This is a genomic window from Streptomyces olivochromogenes (genome assembly GCF_001514115.1).
Taxonomy (GTDB): Bacteria; Actinomycetota; Actinomycetes; order Streptomycetales; family Streptomycetaceae; genus Streptomyces; species Streptomyces olivochromogenes.
Map to the genome: position 1 here is coordinate 14,472 of NZ_KQ948454.1, position 15,476 is coordinate 29,947.

Genomic DNA, 15,476 nt, shown 5'->3' on the forward strand with positions numbered 1-15,476 from the left:
GCCCCGTCCGGGGCGCGGGGAAGCTCACGCACCTCCCGGCGACTCACGCGCCCCCCAGCAGCCCCAACGCCTGTCCCACCACCGGCACGCCCCCCAGCGACGACGCCTGCGCCAGCGGCCCCGTCAGGGCCTTCGAGGTCAGCGGCTTGAAGTCCGCGAGCTGGGTGCCCACCCCGTTGTCGAGCGGGTCGGCCCCCGTGCCGGCGAGCGGGTTGGGCTTGAGGCCCGCGATCGGACCGGTGGCATATCCCACCGTGCCGGTCAGGGCCCCCAGGCCCGCCTGCGGGTCGAGGTTGCCCAGCGAGGTGGGCCGGGCGCGCACCGGATCCACGACGGGGGCCGTGTCCGCGACGGCCGGACTCGCGGCGGCGGCCGCACCGGCGGCGACCACTCCGAGCGCGACGGCGACGCGCGCGGTGGTGCGGGCCAGGGGGGTCTGCTGGTGTGCGTGTCGCGCCATCGGATGTCCTCTTCGGTGAGCGTGAGCGAGTGCGGGCGGAGAGCAACGGGATTCGCACGCAGAGTAGTTGAACCAGATGCCGCCGCGGGCGGCGATGGCGGCGGATTCCCCTGTGCGGGTCAACAGACATACGGACGTAACCCCGATAATCCTTCGGGATAATGTTCCGGAGGCCTGCCGAAGCGCGGCGTGGCCCGGCCGAGTCACAGAAGGTACAGAGAATTGGGTTCCCATCCTCCGATACCCACCCGTGTGGTGCTGCTCTGCGGCCCCTCCGGCTCTGGAAAGTCCCTTCTCGCGGCCGACTCCGGACTCCCCGTGCTCCGCCTCGACGACTTCTACAAAGAGGGCACCGACCCGACGCTCCCCCAGGTCGAGGGCAGCTCCGACATCGACTGGGACCATCCGCAGTCGTGGGACGCGGACATCGCGGTCGCGGCGATCGAGGAGCTGTGCCGTACGGGACGTACGACCGTTCCCGTCTACGACATCTCGCTGAGCGCCCGTACCGGCGCGGAGGCGCTGCACATCGAGCGGACGCCGCTGTTCATCGCGGAGGGCATCTTCGCCGCCGAGATCGTCGAGCGCTGCCGGGAGCTGGGGATCCTGGCCGACGCGCTGTGTCTGTCGCGCGGCCCGCTGACCACGTTCCGCCGCCGCTTCCTGCGGGATCTGCGGGAGGGCCGCAAGTCGGTCCCGTTCCTGCTGCGCCGCGGCTGGCGCCTGATGCGATCCGAACGTTCGATCGTGGCCCGGCAGAGCGCGCTGGGCGCCCACCCCTGCGACAAGGCCGAGGCCCTGGGCCGACTGGCCGCGGCGGCCGCCGGACGCTGCACGACACCGGCGTAGTCAGGGGCCCTGCGCAAGGACACGCGAAGAGGCCACTCTCCGAAAAGTGCCACCACACGAAAAGAGGCCCAGGCGAACCCCCCGTCCGCCCGGACCTTTTCTCGTTTCCCCCGTGCTCCTCAGGGGTCCCCCGACCCCGTTGGTTTTCCCCCCGGTACCGCTCCCCCGTACCAACCGGTACTACCGGTTGCCCGCTCCCCCACAGACCTTCAGGCGACGAGCTCCCCGAAGGACTCCTCCTCGTCACGGCCGAAGCTGAGGACCTCGTCCTCACGCATCCGGCGCAGCGACCGCCAGATGCTCGACTTCACCGTGCCGACACTGATGTCGAGGATCTCCGCGATCTCCGGGTCCGTGCGGCCCTCGTAGTAACGAAGGACCAGCATGGTGCGCTGGAGTTCGGGCAGCCGGGCCAGCGCCTGCCACAGCACGGCGCGCAGCTCGGTGCCGCGCATCGCGTCCGTGTCACCGGCGGTCTCCGGCAGTTCCTCGGTCGGGTACTCGTTCAGCTTGCGGCGGCGCCACGCGCTGATGTGCAGATTGGTCATGGTGCGGCGGAGGTAGCCCCCGACCGCGGCCTTGTCACTGATCCGGTCCCAGGCCCGGTACGTCGAGAACAGCGCGCTCTGCAGCAGGTCCTCGGCCTCGAAGCGGTCCCCGGTCAGGTGGTAGGCGGTTGCGTACAGGGAGGCGCGGCGCTCCTGGACGTAGGCGGTGAACTCCGCCTCCGACACCGAGCGACGTTCCCCCGTGGCCTCCCTGTACGCGGCTCCCCCGTGAGCTCCCCCGTTACCGCCGTTCTCCCCCGTGAAGGCGTCAACCACCGTCATGTACGTGGTGTGCTGACGCCCGGTGCCGCGAGCGCACCCCCGCCCGCTCACGGCACCGGACTTCTCCGAACCCCTGACGTCGTGGAGCCGCGTGACAACTGCGCTAGTGCTGGTGCTGTGCAGCGTGTTCATCTCGCGCCCCCCGTCGTGGAGTTCCGGTTCTTCGGTTCGTTCCGTCGTGCTGTGCTGCCGTCTTGCCGTCGTGCTCTCTTGCTTGTGTCGAAAAGCTTGCCCGGGCCACTTCATGGCCGTGTCCGCCGACTGTCACAGACCTGTCACAGGGCCCCTCCCCAGGCGCGTCACGGCACGATCACAGCGCGGTCACAGAGGAGAGCGGTACGGCTACGCGGACGCCCTTCGGGCGCCCCTCTTCTGTGCGGGAGATGGGTGGGAGCGCTCCAACTGTCGAAAGAGTCCCTCACCATGGGCCAGAATGACGTTCGTGCCTTCCCTGTTGCTGATCGAGGACGACGACGCCATCCGGACGGCCCTGGAGCTCTCTTTGACGCGCCAGGGACACCGGGTGGCCACCGCTGCCACCGGCGAGGACGGTCTGAAACTGTTGCGTGAGCAGCGGCCGGATCTGATCGTGCTGGACGTGATGCTGCCCGGCATCGACGGGTTCGAGGTGTGCCGGCGCATCCGGCGCACGGACCAGCTGCCGATCATTCTGCTGACCGCGCGCAGCGACGACATCGACGTCGTGGTCGGACTCGAGTCCGGCGCCGATGACTATGTCGTCAAGCCCGTCCAGGGGCGGGTGCTCGACGCCCGTATCAGGGCCGTGCTGCGGCGCGGGGAGCGCGAGGCCAACGACTCGGCGACGTTCGGTTCCCTCGTCATCGACCGTGCCGCCATGACGGTCACCAAGAACGGCGAGGATCTGCAGCTGACACCCACCGAGCTGCGGCTGCTCCTGGAGCTGAGCCGCCGGCCCGGACAGGCGCTGTCCCGCCAGCAGTTGCTGCGACTGGTGTGGGAGCACGACTACCTGGGCGACTCGCGGCTGGTGGACGCGTGTGTCCAGCGGCTGCGCGCGAAGATCGAGGACGTTCCGTCCTCGCCCACCCTGATCCGTACGGTCCGCGGAGTCGGCTACCGACTGGACACTCCTCAGTGACCCCACCGCACGACGAGCTCCGCGGCTGGGCCGCGGCGCGCCGGGCGATCCTGGCGGGGTTGCGCTTCACGAGCCTGAGACTGCGGCTGGTCGTGGTGTTCGGACTCGTCGCGCTCACGGCCGCCGTGTCGGCGTCGGGCATCGCGTACTGGCTCAACCGCGAGGCCGTGCTGACGCGTACGCAGGACGCGGTGCTGCGCGACTTCCAGCAGGAGATGCGCAACCACGCGAGCATGCTGCCGGTGCACCCGGCGCAGGACGAACTGCAGCGCACGGCGGGCCAGATGGCCAACAGCAGCCAGCGCTTCAGCGTGCTCCTCGTCGCCCAGGACGGCGACGGCAGGACGGTCATCGGCAACTCCGCGCTGGACACCTTCACGCTGGACGACGTACCCAAGTCGCTCCAGAAGGCCGTGAACAAGGAGCAGCCGCTCTCCTCGAACAACAAGTCGGCCTATCACCTGTACTGGCAGCGCATCACCGACCACGACAAGCCGTACCTGGTGGGCGGCGCGAAGGTGATCGGCGGGACGACGACCGGCTACATGCTCAAGTCCCTGGAGCCCGAGGCCAAGGACCTCAACTCGCTGGCCTGGTCGCTGGGCATCGCGACCGGCCTGGCCCTGATCGGCTCGGCGCTGCTCGCGCAGGCCGCCGCGACGACGGTCCTCAAGCCGGTGCACCGCCTCGGTATCGCGGCCCGCCGCCTCGGTGAGGGCAAGCTCGACACCCGGCTGCGCGTCTCGGGTACGGACGAACTCGCGGACCTCTCCCGTACGTTCAACCACACCGCGGAGTCCCTCGAGAAGCGCGTGGACGACATGAGCGCCCGCGAGGAGGCGTCCCGCCGCTTCGTGGCGGACATGTCCCACGAACTCCGTACGCCGCTCACCGCCATCACCGCCGTGACGGAGATCCTGGAAGAGGAGCTCGACGCGGAGACCGGCAGCGTCGACCCGATGATCGAACCGGCCGTCCGGCTGGTCGTCAGCGAGACCCGCCGTCTCAACGACCTCGTCGAGAACCTCATGGAGGTCACCCGCTTCGACGCGGGCACCGCCCGGCTGGTCCTGGACGACGTGGACATCGCCGACCAGATCACCGCGTGCATAGACGCGCGCCTGGCTGGACGCCGTCGACCTGGACGCCGAGCGCGGCATCATGGCGCGCCTCGACCCGCGCCGCCTGGACGTGATCCTCGCGAACCTCATCGGCAACGCGCTCAAGCACGGCGGCAGCCCGGTCCGTGTCTCGGTCCGCGTAGAGGCCGACGACCTGCTCATCGAGGTCCAGGACCACGGGCCCGGCATCCCCGAGGACGTCCTCCCGCACGTCTTCGACCGCTTCTACAAGGCGAGCGCCTCCCGCCCCCGCTCCGAGGGCAGCGGTCTGGGTCTGTCCATCGCCCTGGAGAACGCGCACATCCACGGCGGCGAGATCACCGCGGCCAACGCGCCCAAGGGGGGCGCCGTCTTCACGCTCCGCCTCCCCCAGGACGCGTCGGAGCTGCTCGCCGACGACGAGCGCGAGCGGGAGCGCGGACGGCACGGGAACGGTACGGAGGGCAGCGCCGGATGACGACCTTGGTACGAGGCCGAGGCGGGCGCCGACGGACGCCTCTCGCCTCCCTCTCCCTGCTCTCCCTTCCCCTCCTCACCGTCCTGCTCGCGGGCTGCGGGATCCGCTCCACCCAGGTCCCGACGGACTTCGGCCCGGCGCCGTCCCGGGTCCCGTGCGCGCTGTCCGGCCAGGACATCACCACCCAGTCCTCCCGTGGCATCCCGGTCCAGGTCTTCCTGATCTGCTCCGGGCAACTGGTGACGGTCGACCGGTCCGTGCGGATTCCTGACGGTACGGCGGAGGGGGCGCGGCGGGTTCTGGTGGCGCAGGGGCTTCTCGACCAACTCGCCGAGACGCCCTCCACGCCCGAGCAGCAGGCCGGCTACACGACCGACGTGCGGGGCGGGATGACGGTGAGCGGGCCTCGGCCCAAGGACCCCGAGGACGCGCTCCGCCTCAGCACCCCTCCCCAGGACCTGACCTCGGCCGCCCTCGCCCAGATCATCTGCACCTTCTCCGACTCCGCCGCCGCGCAGGACGACGGTTCGGTCATCCTCGGCGGCCCCGACGCCACCCCGCTGCGCAGCTACGAGTGCCCCACCGACGTCCGCGCCAACCCCACCACCAAGTCCCCGCCGTCCACGACGGTCGCCGGCGCGTAGTCAGGGGCGCGGGGATCCGGGGCGAAGCCCCGGGCTCAGGGGCGCGGGGAACTGCGCGGCCCGCCCCCACCGGCCCGCGGCCGAACCCCTCCGCGCGCCGCCGAACCCGTGCGCGCGCCGCCGAACCCCTACGCGCGGCGCCGAACCGTTCCCGCTTCGCACCGCAGGTGTGGCGCATCCCTCACTCCTCATCCCCAAGCTCACCAACAACCCGGAACCGATCCTGCCGACCCCCGCGTCTTGGGAGGCGTGCAACGTCAAGGCGAAGGCGGCGGCAGCGCCGTGACCCGCGTCCGTGCGACAGGAGCTCTCCTCCTCGTCGCACATCTCGCGCTCGTCGCCTGGATCACCCTGCGTCCCCTGGACGTCCCCTGGGTGAGCCCCGCCAACCTCCGTCCGTTCGCCGGCATCAGAGCCGATCTCGCGCTGGGCCCGGCGGAAGCCGCCCGCCGGATGGGCGCGGGCCTCGGCCTGCTCGCCCCACTCGGCGTCCTGCTCCCCATGGCCGGCGGCAAGCTGACCGCGTCCCCGCTCGGCTCCCTCGTCCGCACGGTCGCCGCCGGCGCTCTGATCTCGCTGGGCATCGAACTGCTGCAGACCGGCGTCCCCGGTCAGGTCGTGGACGTCGACTCGCTGCTGCTCAACACGGTCGGCGTCGCCCTGGCCCATCTCGCGATCGTGCCGGCCGCCAGGGTCAGGCTCCGCCGCCGGGCCGAGACCCGGCGCCGCGCGGCCCTCCCCCGGGAGGACACGGCTCAGGGTCGGACCCCGACGATTCCCAGGGTCGGCATCGCCCCGTAGAGCGACGCTTCGCCCCCTTCGTCACCGTAGCGTTGAAGACATCGAAGCCGGAGACATCGCGGAAGACGCCGAAGAAGGCGTCGATGTCCCAACACCCCGGCATCCCGCCACGGTTCACGAAGGAGCCATCATGACCGCCCTTGCCCGCCCCACCAACGGCCGCATGATCGGCGGAGTGTGCGCAGCGCTGGCGCGGCGCTTCGGCACCTCCGCGACCACGATGCGCGTGATCTTCGTTCTCTCCTGCCTGCTCCCGGGCCCGCAGTTCCTGCTCTACATAGCGCTGTGGATCCTGTTCCCCTCCGAGGACAAGGCCCGCACGGCCTGGTGACCCCCGGCCCGGCTCACGGCACGAACGCCGGTGGGGCGCACCCCAATCAGGGTGCGCCCCACCGGCGTTCGTACAGGCGAAGGACCGAAACAGGCGGAAGGCGTCAGCCGAGCGGCAGCCCGTTCACCGGCAGACCGTGCGTCGGCAGGCCCTGGAGCGGCAGCCCCCCGAGGAGCCCTGCCACCGGCGCCGCCGGCCCGTCGGCAAGGACCTTCGCGACGGCGGGCTGGGCCGCGGCCACCCCCGCGCCGAGCGCGCCCTGCCCCTGGGTGAGCGCCTCTCCCGCACCCGGGAGCGCCGCCGCGGCGTTCTGCGCGGGCAGCGTCTGGGTAACGGTGTGCAGGGCCTGGGAGGTGTCCGGCACGGCCGGGGCGGCGTTCGCGGCGCCCGCGCCGACGGCGGCGAATGCGGCACCGAGAGCGGCGACGCCGAGGGTCTTGGCAGCAGACTGCTTCATATTGAATGCGTCCTTGGATCCGTGTGACGGGGATGTGAGCGGTCCAAAAACGTAAACACGCAGAGCCACCCTCCGCAAACATCAAAAAGCAGCCGAATCATGGAGAACAAGTGAAGACCCGGCTGCTTTTCGCTCCTTCGATCAGCCCTGTTCCCCCAAGGAACCGCTGGTGGAAGCGGTCTGCTGGAACAGCCATTCGGACTTGAGTTCTGCGTATCCAGGCTTGATCACGTCATTGATCATGGCCAGTCGTTCATCGAAAGGAATGAATGCTGACTTCATAGCATTGACGGAGAACCACTGCATATCATCGAGCGAATAACCGAACGCCTCGACCAGGTGCTCGAATTCGCGCGTCATGCTCGTCCCTGACATGAGCCGATTGTCCGTGTTCACGGTCGCCCGGAAGTGCAGGCGTCGCAGCAGACCGATCGGGTGCTCCGCATAGGAGTCGGCGGCGCCGGTCTGCAGGTTGGAGCTGGGGCACAGTTCCAGCGGGATGCGCTTGTCACGGACGTAGGAGGCCAGCCGTCCGAGCTTCACCGAGCCGTCCGCCGCGACCTGGATGTCGTCGATGATCCGCACACCGTGACCGAGCCGGTCCGCGCCGCACCACTGGAGCGCCTGCCAGATGGAGGGGAGCCCGAAGGCCTCGCCGGCGTGGATGGTGAAGTGGTTGTTCTCGCGCTTGAGGTACTCGAAGGCGTCGAGGTGACGGGTGGGCGGGAAGCCCGCCTCGGCGCCCGCGATGTCGAAGCCCACCACGCCCAGGTCGCGGTAGCGGTTGGCCAGTTCGGCGATCTCCAGGGCGCGGGCCGCGTGCCGCATGGCGGTGAGCAGGGCGCCGACCCGGATGCGGTGGCCGTTCTCCCGCGCACGCCGTTCGCCTTCACGGAAGCCCTCGTTGACGGCCTCGACGACCTCTTCGAGGGTGAGCCCGGTCTCCAGGTGCTGCTCGGGCGCGTAGCGCACCTCGGCGTAGACGACCCCGTCCTCGGCGAGATCCTCGGCGCACTCGGCGGCGACCCGCACGAGCGCCTCGCGCGTCTGCATGACGGCACAGGTGTGGGCGAAGGTCTCCAGGTACCGCTCCAGGGACCCGGAGTCGGCGGCCTCGCGGAACCAGACGCCGAGTTTGTCGGGGTCGGTCTCGGGGAGCCCGGAATAGCCGCTCTCCTGGGCGAGTTCCACGATCGTCCCGGGGCGCAGGCCCCCGTCGAGGTGATCGTGCAGCAGGACCTTGGGCGCCCGGCGGATCTGTTCCGAGCTCGGGGTGTTCTGGATCTGGCTCGTCATTTTCGCACTGTAGCCCCTACGCGCGTAGATCTCCTGTCACGCCGTCTGTCGATATGTAACGGTGACCAGGCGGACGGGTGGCGTACACCGTCACTTCTGACACTGTTCTGTCATGGCACAGCAAGCGACGCCGGTTCGCAGCGCCCGGCTGGGGAGGACGATCGGCCCGGAGCCGACGGCCGTCAGCGGAGTGGTTCTGCTGCTCCCGGGCGGTGACGAGGTCTCCGCGCGCAGACCGTCCCCGATGTTGGCGACCGCCTCCGTACGCGCGCTCGGCCGCCGGCTCATGCGCGCGGGACACGCGGAAGGCCTGGCCGCCCATGTCGTGCACTACCGCTTCCGCGGGTGGAACGGCAGCGAGGCGCGTCTCGCGAGCGACGCGTCCTGGGCCGCCGACGAGGTCGTACGCCGCTACGGGGACGTGCCGGTGTGCCTCGCCGGTGTGGGCATGGGAGGCCGGGCGGCGTTGCGTGCGGCCGGGCACACCGCCGTCAACTCCGTTCTGGCGCTCGCCCCCTGGCTGCCCGAGGACGACGTGGCGGCGCCACCCGAACCGGTGAAGCAGCTCGCCGGGCGGCGCGTGCTGATCGTGCACGGCACCAACGACGAGCGCACCGACCCGGAGTTGTCCTTCCGGCTCGCGGCGCGGGCGAAGAAGTCCAACCGGGAGATCTGCCGGTTCGAGGTCCACTCCGACGGGCACGGGTTGCACCAGTACCGGTCCGAAGTGCACGCGCTGTCGGAGGACTTCGTGATGGGGGCGTTGTTCGGGCGCGGGCTGGCGCGGCCGTTGGAGGATGCGTTGGCGGCTCCGCCGCCGTTGGGGTTGCGGATGCCGCTCGCCTCCGGCTTCGGGCGGGCGTTGCGTCGTTAGGTCGTGGGTTCACTGCGGGTCGGTGGGGGCTGGTCGCGCCCACGCGGCGGAGCCGCATATGTCACAGCCCCGCGCCCCTAAAAGCGGGGCGTCCGCCCCTCAGTCCGGTAGCAGGTGGCCCCTCCTCGACAGCAGGAACTTCTTGAAGGCCGCTACTGGTGGCGTGTCCGGGTGGCCGTCCAGCCATGCCACTCCGATCTCGCGGACCGCTCTCGGGGCCGTGACCGTCAGTTCGACCACCCCTGGGCGGGGCACGGCCGGTGGGGGCAGGAGGGCGACGCCGAGGCCGGCGGCGACCAGGCCCCGCAGGGTCTCGGCCTCCTCGCCCTCGAAGGCGATGCGGGGCTTGAAGCCGGCCTCCTGGCAGAGGTCGTCGGTGATGCGGCGCATGCCGTAGCCGGGTTCGAGGGTCACGAAGGTCTCGTCGGCGGCCTCGGCGAGGCGGATGCGTCTGCGGGCGGCGAGGCGGTGGTCGGCCGGCACGACGAGCCGGAGCTTCTGCTCGTCGAGGAGGCGGCCCACCAGGTCGGGCGCGTCCGGCACCGGCGAGGTGAGGCACAGGTCCAGCTCGCCCGAGCGCAGCCCCTCCAGCATCGCCTCGCCGTAGTTCTGGACGAGGCTGAAGCGGACCCGGGGGTGGTCGGCGCGGAAGGCGCGGATCAGGCCGGGGACGGTCTCCGAGCCCATGGTGTGCAGGAAGCCGAACGCGACCTTGCCGGTGGCCGGGTCGGCGTCCGCGCGCACCTCCTCGGCGGCGCGCTCGATCTCGGCGAGGGCCCGCTCCACGGAGGAGAGGAACGCACGGCCCGCGGGGGTGAGGGAGACCGTGCGGCCCCGGCGTGCGAACAGATCGACGCCCAGGTCCTGTTCGAGCCGGACCATGGCGCGCGACAGGGTCGACTGGGGGACCCCCATCTCCTGTGCGGCGCGGGTGACGTGCTCCGTGCGGGCGACCCCGGCGAAGTACGCGAGGCGTGGGGCGAGCAGCCTCGACATGCCCGCACTGTCTTCTGTGTCACTGGACGGTGACAGGTGAGGCCCTGACCTTTGCTGATGCGCCATGGGAACGATTATGGCGATTCCATGCATTGGACGGATGAACGGCGGCTCTTTAGTTTCGAAGTATGCCTTCCGCCAGTACCGGGGCGCCCACCACCGTGGGCGCCGCCTCCTCCGTCACGCCCTCCACCGCCGCCGTCGACTCCCGTCTCACCCCGGGTGGGCCCGGCTACCGCCGTATGAGCTTCGCGCTCTTCCTCGCGGGTGTGGCGACCTTCGCGCTCCTCTACTCCACGCAGGCCCTCCTCCCGCTCGTCTCCACGGACTTCGGGGTCAGCGCGAGCGAGGCGAGCTGGACGGTGTCCGCGGCGACGGGTGCGCTGGCACTGTTCGTCCTCCCCATGAGCGCGCTGTCGGAGCGGTTCGGACGGCGTACGTTGATGACGGCGTCGCTGGCGGTCGCGGTGACCGTCGGGCTCCTGGTCCCCTTCGCCCCGTCGATCGGCGCGCTGGTCGCGCTGCGGGCGGTGCAGGGCGCGGCGCTGGCGGGCCTTCCGGCCTCCGCGACGGCCTACCTGGCGGAGGAGGTCCGCCCCAAGGCCCTGATCACGGCGATCGGCCTCTTCGTGGCGGGCAACAGCGTGGGCGGGATGAGCGGCCGGGTCATCACCGGCTGGGTCGCGCAGGAGTGGGGCTGGCGGGTCGCCGTCGCCACGATCGGGATCATCGCGGTGGCCTGCGCGGTCGCCTTCCGTATGCTCCTGCCCGCGCCGAAGCACTTCACGCCCGGCTCGCTGCGGCCGCGGGTGCTGGCCCGTACGGTCCGTGACCACCTCGCGAACCCGCTGCTGCGCCGGCTGTACGCGATCGGCGCGCTGTTCATGATGGTCTTCGGCGGGGTCTACACGGTGATCGGCTACCGCCTGACCGAGGCCCCGTTCTCCCTCCCCCAGGGCATCATCGGCTCGATCTTCCTGGTGTACCTGGTCGGTACGGTGTCGGCGTCCACGGCGGGCAGGCTGGTCGCCCGCCTGGGCCGACGTGGCTCCCTGTATCTGGCGGGCGGCACCACGACCGCCGGCCTGCTCCTCTCCCTGGTCGACTCCCTGCCCCTCGTCCTGCTCGGCCTGGTGCTGATCACCGCGGGCTTCTTCGCGGGACACGCGGTGGCGTCCTCGTCGGTCAGCCACACCGCCAAGCAGGGCCGCGCCCAGGCCTCGGCCCTCTACCAGTCCGCGTACTACATCGGCTCCAGCGCGGGCAGCACGCTCGGCGCGGTCGCCTTCCACTCGGGCGGGTGGGCCGGGACGGTGACGCTCGGACTGTTCGCGGTCCTCGGCGTCGTCACGATCACGCTGTTCGGCTCCCACGCGGCCCGCACCCAGGCCCGCCGCGAACCGGCCCTGGCGCACTGAGTCCCCAGCCGCTCCTACGTTCCCCCTGGTCGGACCCCGTTGTCAGTGGCGGCACCTAGCCTCCATCCGGTCAACTGGCCCGAGCAGGGGGATCTTTCATGGAGTTCCGCGTCGATCGCGACGACCTCGCCGAGGCGGTGGCCTGGGCGGCCCGCACCCTGCCCACCCGCTCGCCGGTACCGGTGCTGGGCGGACTGCTGCTGGAGGCCGGTCCGGGACGGCTCGGCATCTCGGGGTTCGACTTCGAGGCGGCGGCGAGGACCGAGATCGATGCCGAGACGGGGGCGGACGGTCTGATCCTCGTGCTGGGGCGTCGGCTGCTGGACATCTGCCGGGTGCTGCCGCGGGGACAGGTGAGCTGCGCGCTGGAGGGAACACGGTTCACGGTGGAGGCGGGTGGCACCCGGTTCGGTCTCTCGACGCTGCCCAAGGACGAGTACCCGGCGCTGCCGGTGCCGCCCGAGCCGCGCGGCACGGTGGACGCCGCCGCGTTCGCGACCGCCGTGTCCCAGGTCGCCGTCGCGGCCGGGCGCGACGACACGCTGCCGGTCCTCACCGGCGTACAGCTGCGGCTGTCCGGCGAGGAAATGACACTCTCCGCGTCGGACCGCTACCGGTACGCCGTGCGCACCCTGGCCTGGAAACCCGAGGTCCCCCTCGACAGCGTCGTGGAGGCCCTGCTGCCCGCGCGTCGGCTGCACGAGATCGCCCGTTCGCTGGCCCGCTCCGGTGCCGTGCGCATCGGGCTCGACCCCGCGAGCGGCGGGATGATCGGCTTCGAGGGCGGTCCGATGCGGACGGCGGTGCGGCTGATGGAGGGGCGGCTGCCGCGGCACGGCTCGCTGTTCTCGGTGTCCGACGCCGCGGTCGCGGAGGTGGAGCGCGAGGCGCTGGCGGAGGCCGTACGGCGCGTCGCCGTCGTCGCGGAGGTGAACAGTCCGGTACGGCTGGACTTCACCGGTGACGGCGAGGGGTCCGTTCTGCTGCGCGCCGGATACGCCGACGACGTGGCCTCGCAGCGGCTGCCCGCGGCGCTGACCGGCACGGCGGAGATCACCGTCGCCTTCAACCCGGCGTATCTGCTGGACGCCCTGAACTCCTTCGAGCAGCCGCGGGTGCGGCTGGAGATGCTGGGGCCGGGGCAGCGGGCGCTGCTGAGCGGGGCCGAGGCGGGGGACGGAACCGGAGGCGAGGCGGGGGATGAAGCCGGGGGTGAAGCGGGGGACGGAACCGGGGGTGAAGCGGGCGGTGTGTACCGGCATTTGCTCATGTCCGTGAAGCAATTGGTCTGAGCTCCGCTTTTTCCCACTCCGGGGGCCATTGTCAGTGGGCTGCGGTAGCTTCCGAAGTGCCGGCGCAACGAGGCGACGGTGCGACGGGAACGGCCACAGGGGTGGGTTGGCTATGAGCGACGGTACGGCGACGACGGATCTGGACGTGCGGCTGGAGAAGCACCGGGTCGAGCTGACCGGGTACTGCTATCGGATGCTCGGCTCCTCCTTCGAGGCGGAGGACGCGGTGCAGGACACGATGGTCCGCGCCTGGCGGAGCTACGACAAGTTCGAGGGCCGTTCGTCGATGCGGTCCTGGCTGTACCGGATCGCCACCAACGTCTGCCTCGACATGCTGAACGCGGGCAACAGAAGGGCGCGTCCGATGGATCTGAGCGGTCCCTCACCCCTGGCTCAGGCGGCGCTCACCCCGCGCCCGGACAACACCTGGCTGGAGCCGATGCCCGACGCGCGCGTGCTGCCCACGGTCAGTGACCCGGCCGAGGCCGCGGTGGCCAAGGAGTCGGTGCGCCTCGCCTTCATGGCCACCCTGCAGCAACTGCCGCCCAAGCAGCGCGCCGTGCTCATCCTGCGCGAGGTCCTGGCCTGGAAGGCGTCGGAGGTCGCCGAGCTGCTCGGGACGACGGTCGCCTCGGTCAACAGCGCGTTGCAGCGGGCCCGCGCGACCCTCGCGGAGAGCGACAGCGCCGAGGCCGCCGTCTCCGACCCGCTCGACGAGGAGCAGCGAAAGCTCCTGGAGCGCTATGTCGCCGCGTTCGAGGGGTACGACATGACGGCGCTGACCGCGCTGCTCCACGAGGACGCGATCATGACGATGCCGCCGTTCGACCTGTGGCTGCGCGGCACGGGCGACATCACCGGTTTCATGACGACCCTCGGTGCCTCCTGCGCGGGTTCGCGCCTGCTGCCGGTCGCGGTCAACGGTCTGCCGGGGTTCGCGCACTACAAGCCGGATCCGGAGGAGGGCGGCTTCAGTGCCTGGGCGATCCAGGCGCTGGAGATCTCAGACGGCCGCATCACCGGGTTCCACTGCTTCCTGGACACCAAGCGCTGGTTCCCGCTCTTCGGCCTCCCCCTCCACCTCGAAGCGGAGTCCGACTAGATCGAGAAGCAGGAGGAGCGGCGGGGCCGGGGCGCGCAGACGGACGCGGCCCCCGGCCCGGCGGGCGGCGAGCTGCATCCTGGCCAGGGCGTCGACGGTGGCCAGGCCGGGCGGACCGAGGTCCGCGACATCGCAGACCACCACCCCGGCACCGGTCGCCGCCAGCCGCACGCGCACGTCGTCACAGAGCCCCGGCACCTGGTCACGGGTGACGGGGCCGGGCAGCACGAGTACGGCGGGTGTCGTGTGGTCCACAGTCAGTAGACCGGCCGGTGGCACGGAACTCATCGCGGAGAACCGACCCGTTCGAGGCGGGCGCCCGCAAAGGATCACATTGACCTGCGCCCCTCCCGCCGCAGAGGGTTGGGTGTATGCCCCATGAATCAGCGCCTCCCGTGATACCCGACGGCCTCCTCCGCTCGAAGGAGACACCGTGCAAGGCGTGCTGACGGGCTTCGCGGTCATCGCCGTCGTCATCGGGGTCGGTTACGTCATCGGGCGCCGCGGCTATCTCGGGGAGAACGGGCGGGAGGTGCTGACGAAGCTCGCCTTCCACGTGGCCTCCCCCGCGCTGCTGTTCACCACGCTCGCCCGGGCCGACCTGTCGGTGATCTTCTCCAGCCGGCTCCTGGTGACGGCGATGAGCACGGCCGCGGCGGCCGGTGTCTTCGTCGCGGTCGGGGTCGTACGCCGCTGGGGCGTGGGCCGGACGACGATCGGCGCGCTCTGCTCCAGTTACGTCAACTCGGGCAACCTCGGCATCCCGATCGCGGTGTACGTGCTGGGGGACGCCTCGCTCGTCGCTCCCGTACTGCTCTTCCAGCAGATCATGGTCACGCCCATCGCGCTCACCGTCCTCGACCTGTCGGGGGACGGCGAGAAGGGCCCCCTGTGGCAGCGGCTGATCACTCCGCTGCGCAACCCCATCGCGGTCGGCTCACTGAGCGGGGTCGCGGTGTCGGCGACGGGTCTGACGCTGCCGGGACCGGTCATGGACCCGCTCACGCTGATCGGCAACATGTCGGTGCCCGCGGTACTGCTGGCGTTCGGCATCTCGCTGTGCGGCAGCACGCTGCCCGGCCGGGGCGCGGACCGGCACCCGGTGCTGCTGTCCGTCGTCCTGAAGTCGGTGGGCCAGCCGCTGGCCGCCTGGGCCCTGGCCATGGGCCTGTTCGGGCTGCACGGCGCGCCACTGCTCGACGTCGTGGTCACCTCGGCGCTGCCCGCCGCCCAGAACCTCTTCACCTACGCCTCGCGTTACCGGGTCGGCGAGACGCTGGCCCGGGAGTCGATCCTGCTGTCGACGATCCTGTCGGTGCCGGTGCTGGTGGTGATCGCGGCCGTACTCGGCTGACGGACACTCGGCTGACAGCACCCGCACGGGGGCACGCGAAAGGGGCCGGCGCAGACACGCCGGCCCCTCCACCG

Annotated in this window: 16 protein-coding genes and 1 pseudogene; 11 read left to right on the forward strand and 6 right to left on the reverse strand. The window is 71.0% G+C overall.

Translation table 11 applies throughout. The features are described from left to right. Positions 1 to 43 precede the first annotated feature (43 nt). Entirely contained in the window at positions 44 to 460 is a 417-nt protein-coding gene (locus AQJ27_RS12495; protein ID WP_067366515.1) for a hypothetical protein, read from the reverse strand. Positions 461 to 682: 222 nt separating this feature from the next. Between AQJ27_RS12495 and AQJ27_RS12500 the strand changes: the two genes are divergently transcribed. Then, positions 683 to 1,309 carry a uridine kinase family protein gene (locus tag AQJ27_RS12500; RefSeq protein WP_079064934.1) on the forward strand — a complete coding sequence of 209 codons (627 nt, stop codon included), beginning with the start codon at positions 683 to 685 and terminating at the stop codon, positions 1,307 to 1,309. Positions 1,310 to 1,518: 209 nt separating this feature from the next. Here AQJ27_RS12500 and AQJ27_RS12505 read toward each other — a convergent pair whose 3' ends face one another. After that, entirely contained in the window at positions 1,519 to 2,271 is a 753-nt protein-coding gene (locus tag AQJ27_RS12505; RefSeq protein ID WP_075028321.1) for a SigE family RNA polymerase sigma factor, read from the reverse strand. A gap of 310 nt (positions 2,272 to 2,581) precedes the next feature. On the opposite strand from AQJ27_RS12505, the gene afsQ1 reads away from it, so the two are divergent. The 5 genes and pseudogenes from afsQ1 (at position 2,582) to AQJ27_RS12530 (ending at position 6,613) form a co-directional block, all read left to right on the forward strand. Further along, the gene (gene afsQ1 / locus AQJ27_RS12510; protein ID WP_054233761.1) at positions 2,582 to 3,259 is read left to right on the forward strand and encodes a two-component system response regulator AfsQ1; all 678 of its coding nucleotides are present in this window, start codon (positions 2,582 to 2,584) and stop codon (positions 3,257 to 3,259) included. After that, positions 3,256 to 4,837 (forward strand): annotated as a pseudogene (locus AQJ27_RS12515) (ATP-binding protein). The gene afsQ1 and the pseudogene AQJ27_RS12515 overlap by 4 nt, the downstream one beginning before the upstream one ends. Next, complete coding sequence (locus tag AQJ27_RS12520) at positions 4,834 to 5,481, forward strand: hypothetical protein (protein ID WP_067366518.1); 648 nt, start codon at positions 4,834 to 4,836, stop codon at positions 5,479 to 5,481. The pseudogene AQJ27_RS12515 and the gene AQJ27_RS12520 overlap by 4 nt, the downstream one beginning before the upstream one ends. Positions 5,482 to 5,730: 249 nt before the next feature. Continuing rightward, on the forward strand, positions 5,731 to 6,282 hold the full coding sequence (locus AQJ27_RS12525) for a VanZ family protein (protein ID WP_067366521.1): 552 nt from the start codon (positions 5,731 to 5,733) through the stop codon (positions 6,280 to 6,282). Between the two features lie 130 nt (positions 6,283 to 6,412). Further along, positions 6,413 to 6,613, forward strand: a complete 201-nt coding sequence (locus AQJ27_RS12530) for a PspC domain-containing protein (RefSeq protein WP_054233643.1) — start codon at positions 6,413 to 6,415, stop codon at positions 6,611 to 6,613. Between the two features lie 103 nt (positions 6,614 to 6,716). On the opposite strand, the gene AQJ27_RS12535 is transcribed toward AQJ27_RS12530, so the two are convergent. Both AQJ27_RS12535 and AQJ27_RS12540 read right to left on the reverse strand, forming a co-directional pair. Then, entirely contained in the window at positions 6,717 to 7,070 is a 354-nt protein-coding gene (locus tag AQJ27_RS12535; protein WP_067366524.1) for an ATP-binding protein, read from the reverse strand. A 141-nt stretch (positions 7,071 to 7,211) separates the two neighbouring features. Next, entirely contained in the window at positions 7,212 to 8,366 is a 1,155-nt protein-coding gene (locus AQJ27_RS12540; protein ID WP_067366528.1) for an adenosine deaminase, read from the reverse strand. 112 nt (positions 8,367 to 8,478) lie between these two features. On the opposite strand from AQJ27_RS12540, the gene AQJ27_RS12545 reads away from it, so the two are divergent. Further along, entirely contained in the window at positions 8,479 to 9,240 is a 762-nt protein-coding gene (locus tag AQJ27_RS12545; protein WP_067366531.1) for a dienelactone hydrolase family protein, read from the forward strand. Positions 9,241 to 9,339: 99 nt separating this feature from the next. Here AQJ27_RS12545 and AQJ27_RS12550 read toward each other — a convergent pair whose 3' ends face one another. Further along, the gene (locus AQJ27_RS12550; protein ID WP_067366534.1) at positions 9,340 to 10,302 is read right to left on the reverse strand and encodes a LysR family transcriptional regulator; all 963 of its coding nucleotides are present in this window, start codon (positions 10,300 to 10,302) and stop codon (positions 9,340 to 9,342) included. A gap of 62 nt (positions 10,303 to 10,364) precedes the next feature. On the opposite strand from AQJ27_RS12550, the gene AQJ27_RS12555 reads away from it, so the two are divergent. From AQJ27_RS12555 to AQJ27_RS12565, 3 genes are all read left to right on the forward strand, one after another. Next, a complete protein-coding gene (locus AQJ27_RS12555) occupies positions 10,365 to 11,654 on the forward strand; it encodes an MFS transporter (RefSeq protein WP_067366538.1) in 1,290 nt (429 codons plus the stop codon). Positions 11,655 to 11,752: 98 nt separating this feature from the next. Beyond that, the gene (gene dnaN, locus AQJ27_RS12560) at positions 11,753 to 12,946 is read left to right on the forward strand and encodes a DNA polymerase III subunit beta (RefSeq protein WP_067366542.1); all 1,194 of its coding nucleotides are present in this window, start codon (positions 11,753 to 11,755) and stop codon (positions 12,944 to 12,946) included. A 112-nt stretch (positions 12,947 to 13,058) separates the two neighbouring features. Continuing rightward, positions 13,059 to 14,048 (forward strand): sigma-70 family RNA polymerase sigma factor, encoded by a 990-nt coding sequence (locus tag AQJ27_RS12565; RefSeq protein WP_067366545.1) that lies wholly within the window; start codon positions 13,059 to 13,061, stop codon positions 14,046 to 14,048. On the opposite strand, the gene AQJ27_RS51990 is transcribed toward AQJ27_RS12565, so the two are convergent. Then, the gene (locus tag AQJ27_RS51990) at positions 13,950 to 14,336 is read right to left on the reverse strand and encodes an STAS domain-containing protein (RefSeq protein ID WP_079064935.1); all 387 of its coding nucleotides are present in this window, start codon (positions 14,334 to 14,336) and stop codon (positions 13,950 to 13,952) included. The genes AQJ27_RS12565 and AQJ27_RS51990 overlap by 99 nt on opposite strands. Before the next feature lie 145 nt (positions 14,337 to 14,481). Between AQJ27_RS51990 and AQJ27_RS12570 the strand changes: the two genes are divergently transcribed. Continuing rightward, entirely contained in the window at positions 14,482 to 15,402 is a 921-nt protein-coding gene (locus AQJ27_RS12570; RefSeq protein WP_067366548.1) for an AEC family transporter, read from the forward strand. Positions 15,403 to 15,476: the final 74 nt, after the last annotated feature.

Excerpts from the sequence above, each read along its gene's own strand:
- AQJ27_RS12530 (WP_054233643.1), top strand. The coding sequence starts at position 6,413 with ATGACCGCCCTTGCCCGCCCCACCAACGGCCGCATGATCGGCGGAGTG.
- AQJ27_RS12540 (WP_067366528.1), bottom strand. The coding sequence starts at position 8,366 with ATGACGAGCCAGATCCAGAACACCCCGAGCTCGGAACAGATCCGCCGG.
- AQJ27_RS12565 (WP_067366545.1), top strand. The coding sequence starts at position 13,059 with ATGAGCGACGGTACGGCGACGACGGATCTGGACGTGCGGCTGGAGAAG.
- AQJ27_RS12545 (WP_067366531.1), top strand. The coding sequence starts at position 8,479 with ATGGCACAGCAAGCGACGCCGGTTCGCAGCGCCCGGCTGGGGAGGACG.
- AQJ27_RS12505 (WP_075028321.1), bottom strand. The coding sequence starts at position 2,271 with ATGAACACGCTGCACAGCACCAGCACTAGCGCAGTTGTCACGCGGCTC.
- AQJ27_RS12495 (WP_067366515.1), bottom strand. The coding sequence starts at position 460 with ATGGCGCGACACGCACACCAGCAGACCCCCCTGGCCCGCACCACCGCG.
- AQJ27_RS12535 (WP_067366524.1), bottom strand. The coding sequence starts at position 7,070 with ATGAAGCAGTCTGCTGCCAAGACCCTCGGCGTCGCCGCTCTCGGTGCC.
- AQJ27_RS51990 (WP_079064935.1), bottom strand. The coding sequence starts at position 14,336 with ATGAGTTCCGTGCCACCGGCCGGTCTACTGACTGTGGACCACACGACA.
- AQJ27_RS12555 (WP_067366538.1), top strand. The coding sequence starts at position 10,365 with ATGCCTTCCGCCAGTACCGGGGCGCCCACCACCGTGGGCGCCGCCTCC.
- AQJ27_RS12550 (WP_067366534.1), bottom strand. The coding sequence starts at position 10,302 with ATGGCGCATCAGCAAAGGTCAGGGCCTCACCTGTCACCGTCCAGTGAC.
- AQJ27_RS12520 (WP_067366518.1), top strand. The coding sequence starts at position 4,834 with ATGACGACCTTGGTACGAGGCCGAGGCGGGCGCCGACGGACGCCTCTC.
- dnaN (WP_067366542.1), top strand. The coding sequence starts at position 11,753 with ATGGAGTTCCGCGTCGATCGCGACGACCTCGCCGAGGCGGTGGCCTGG.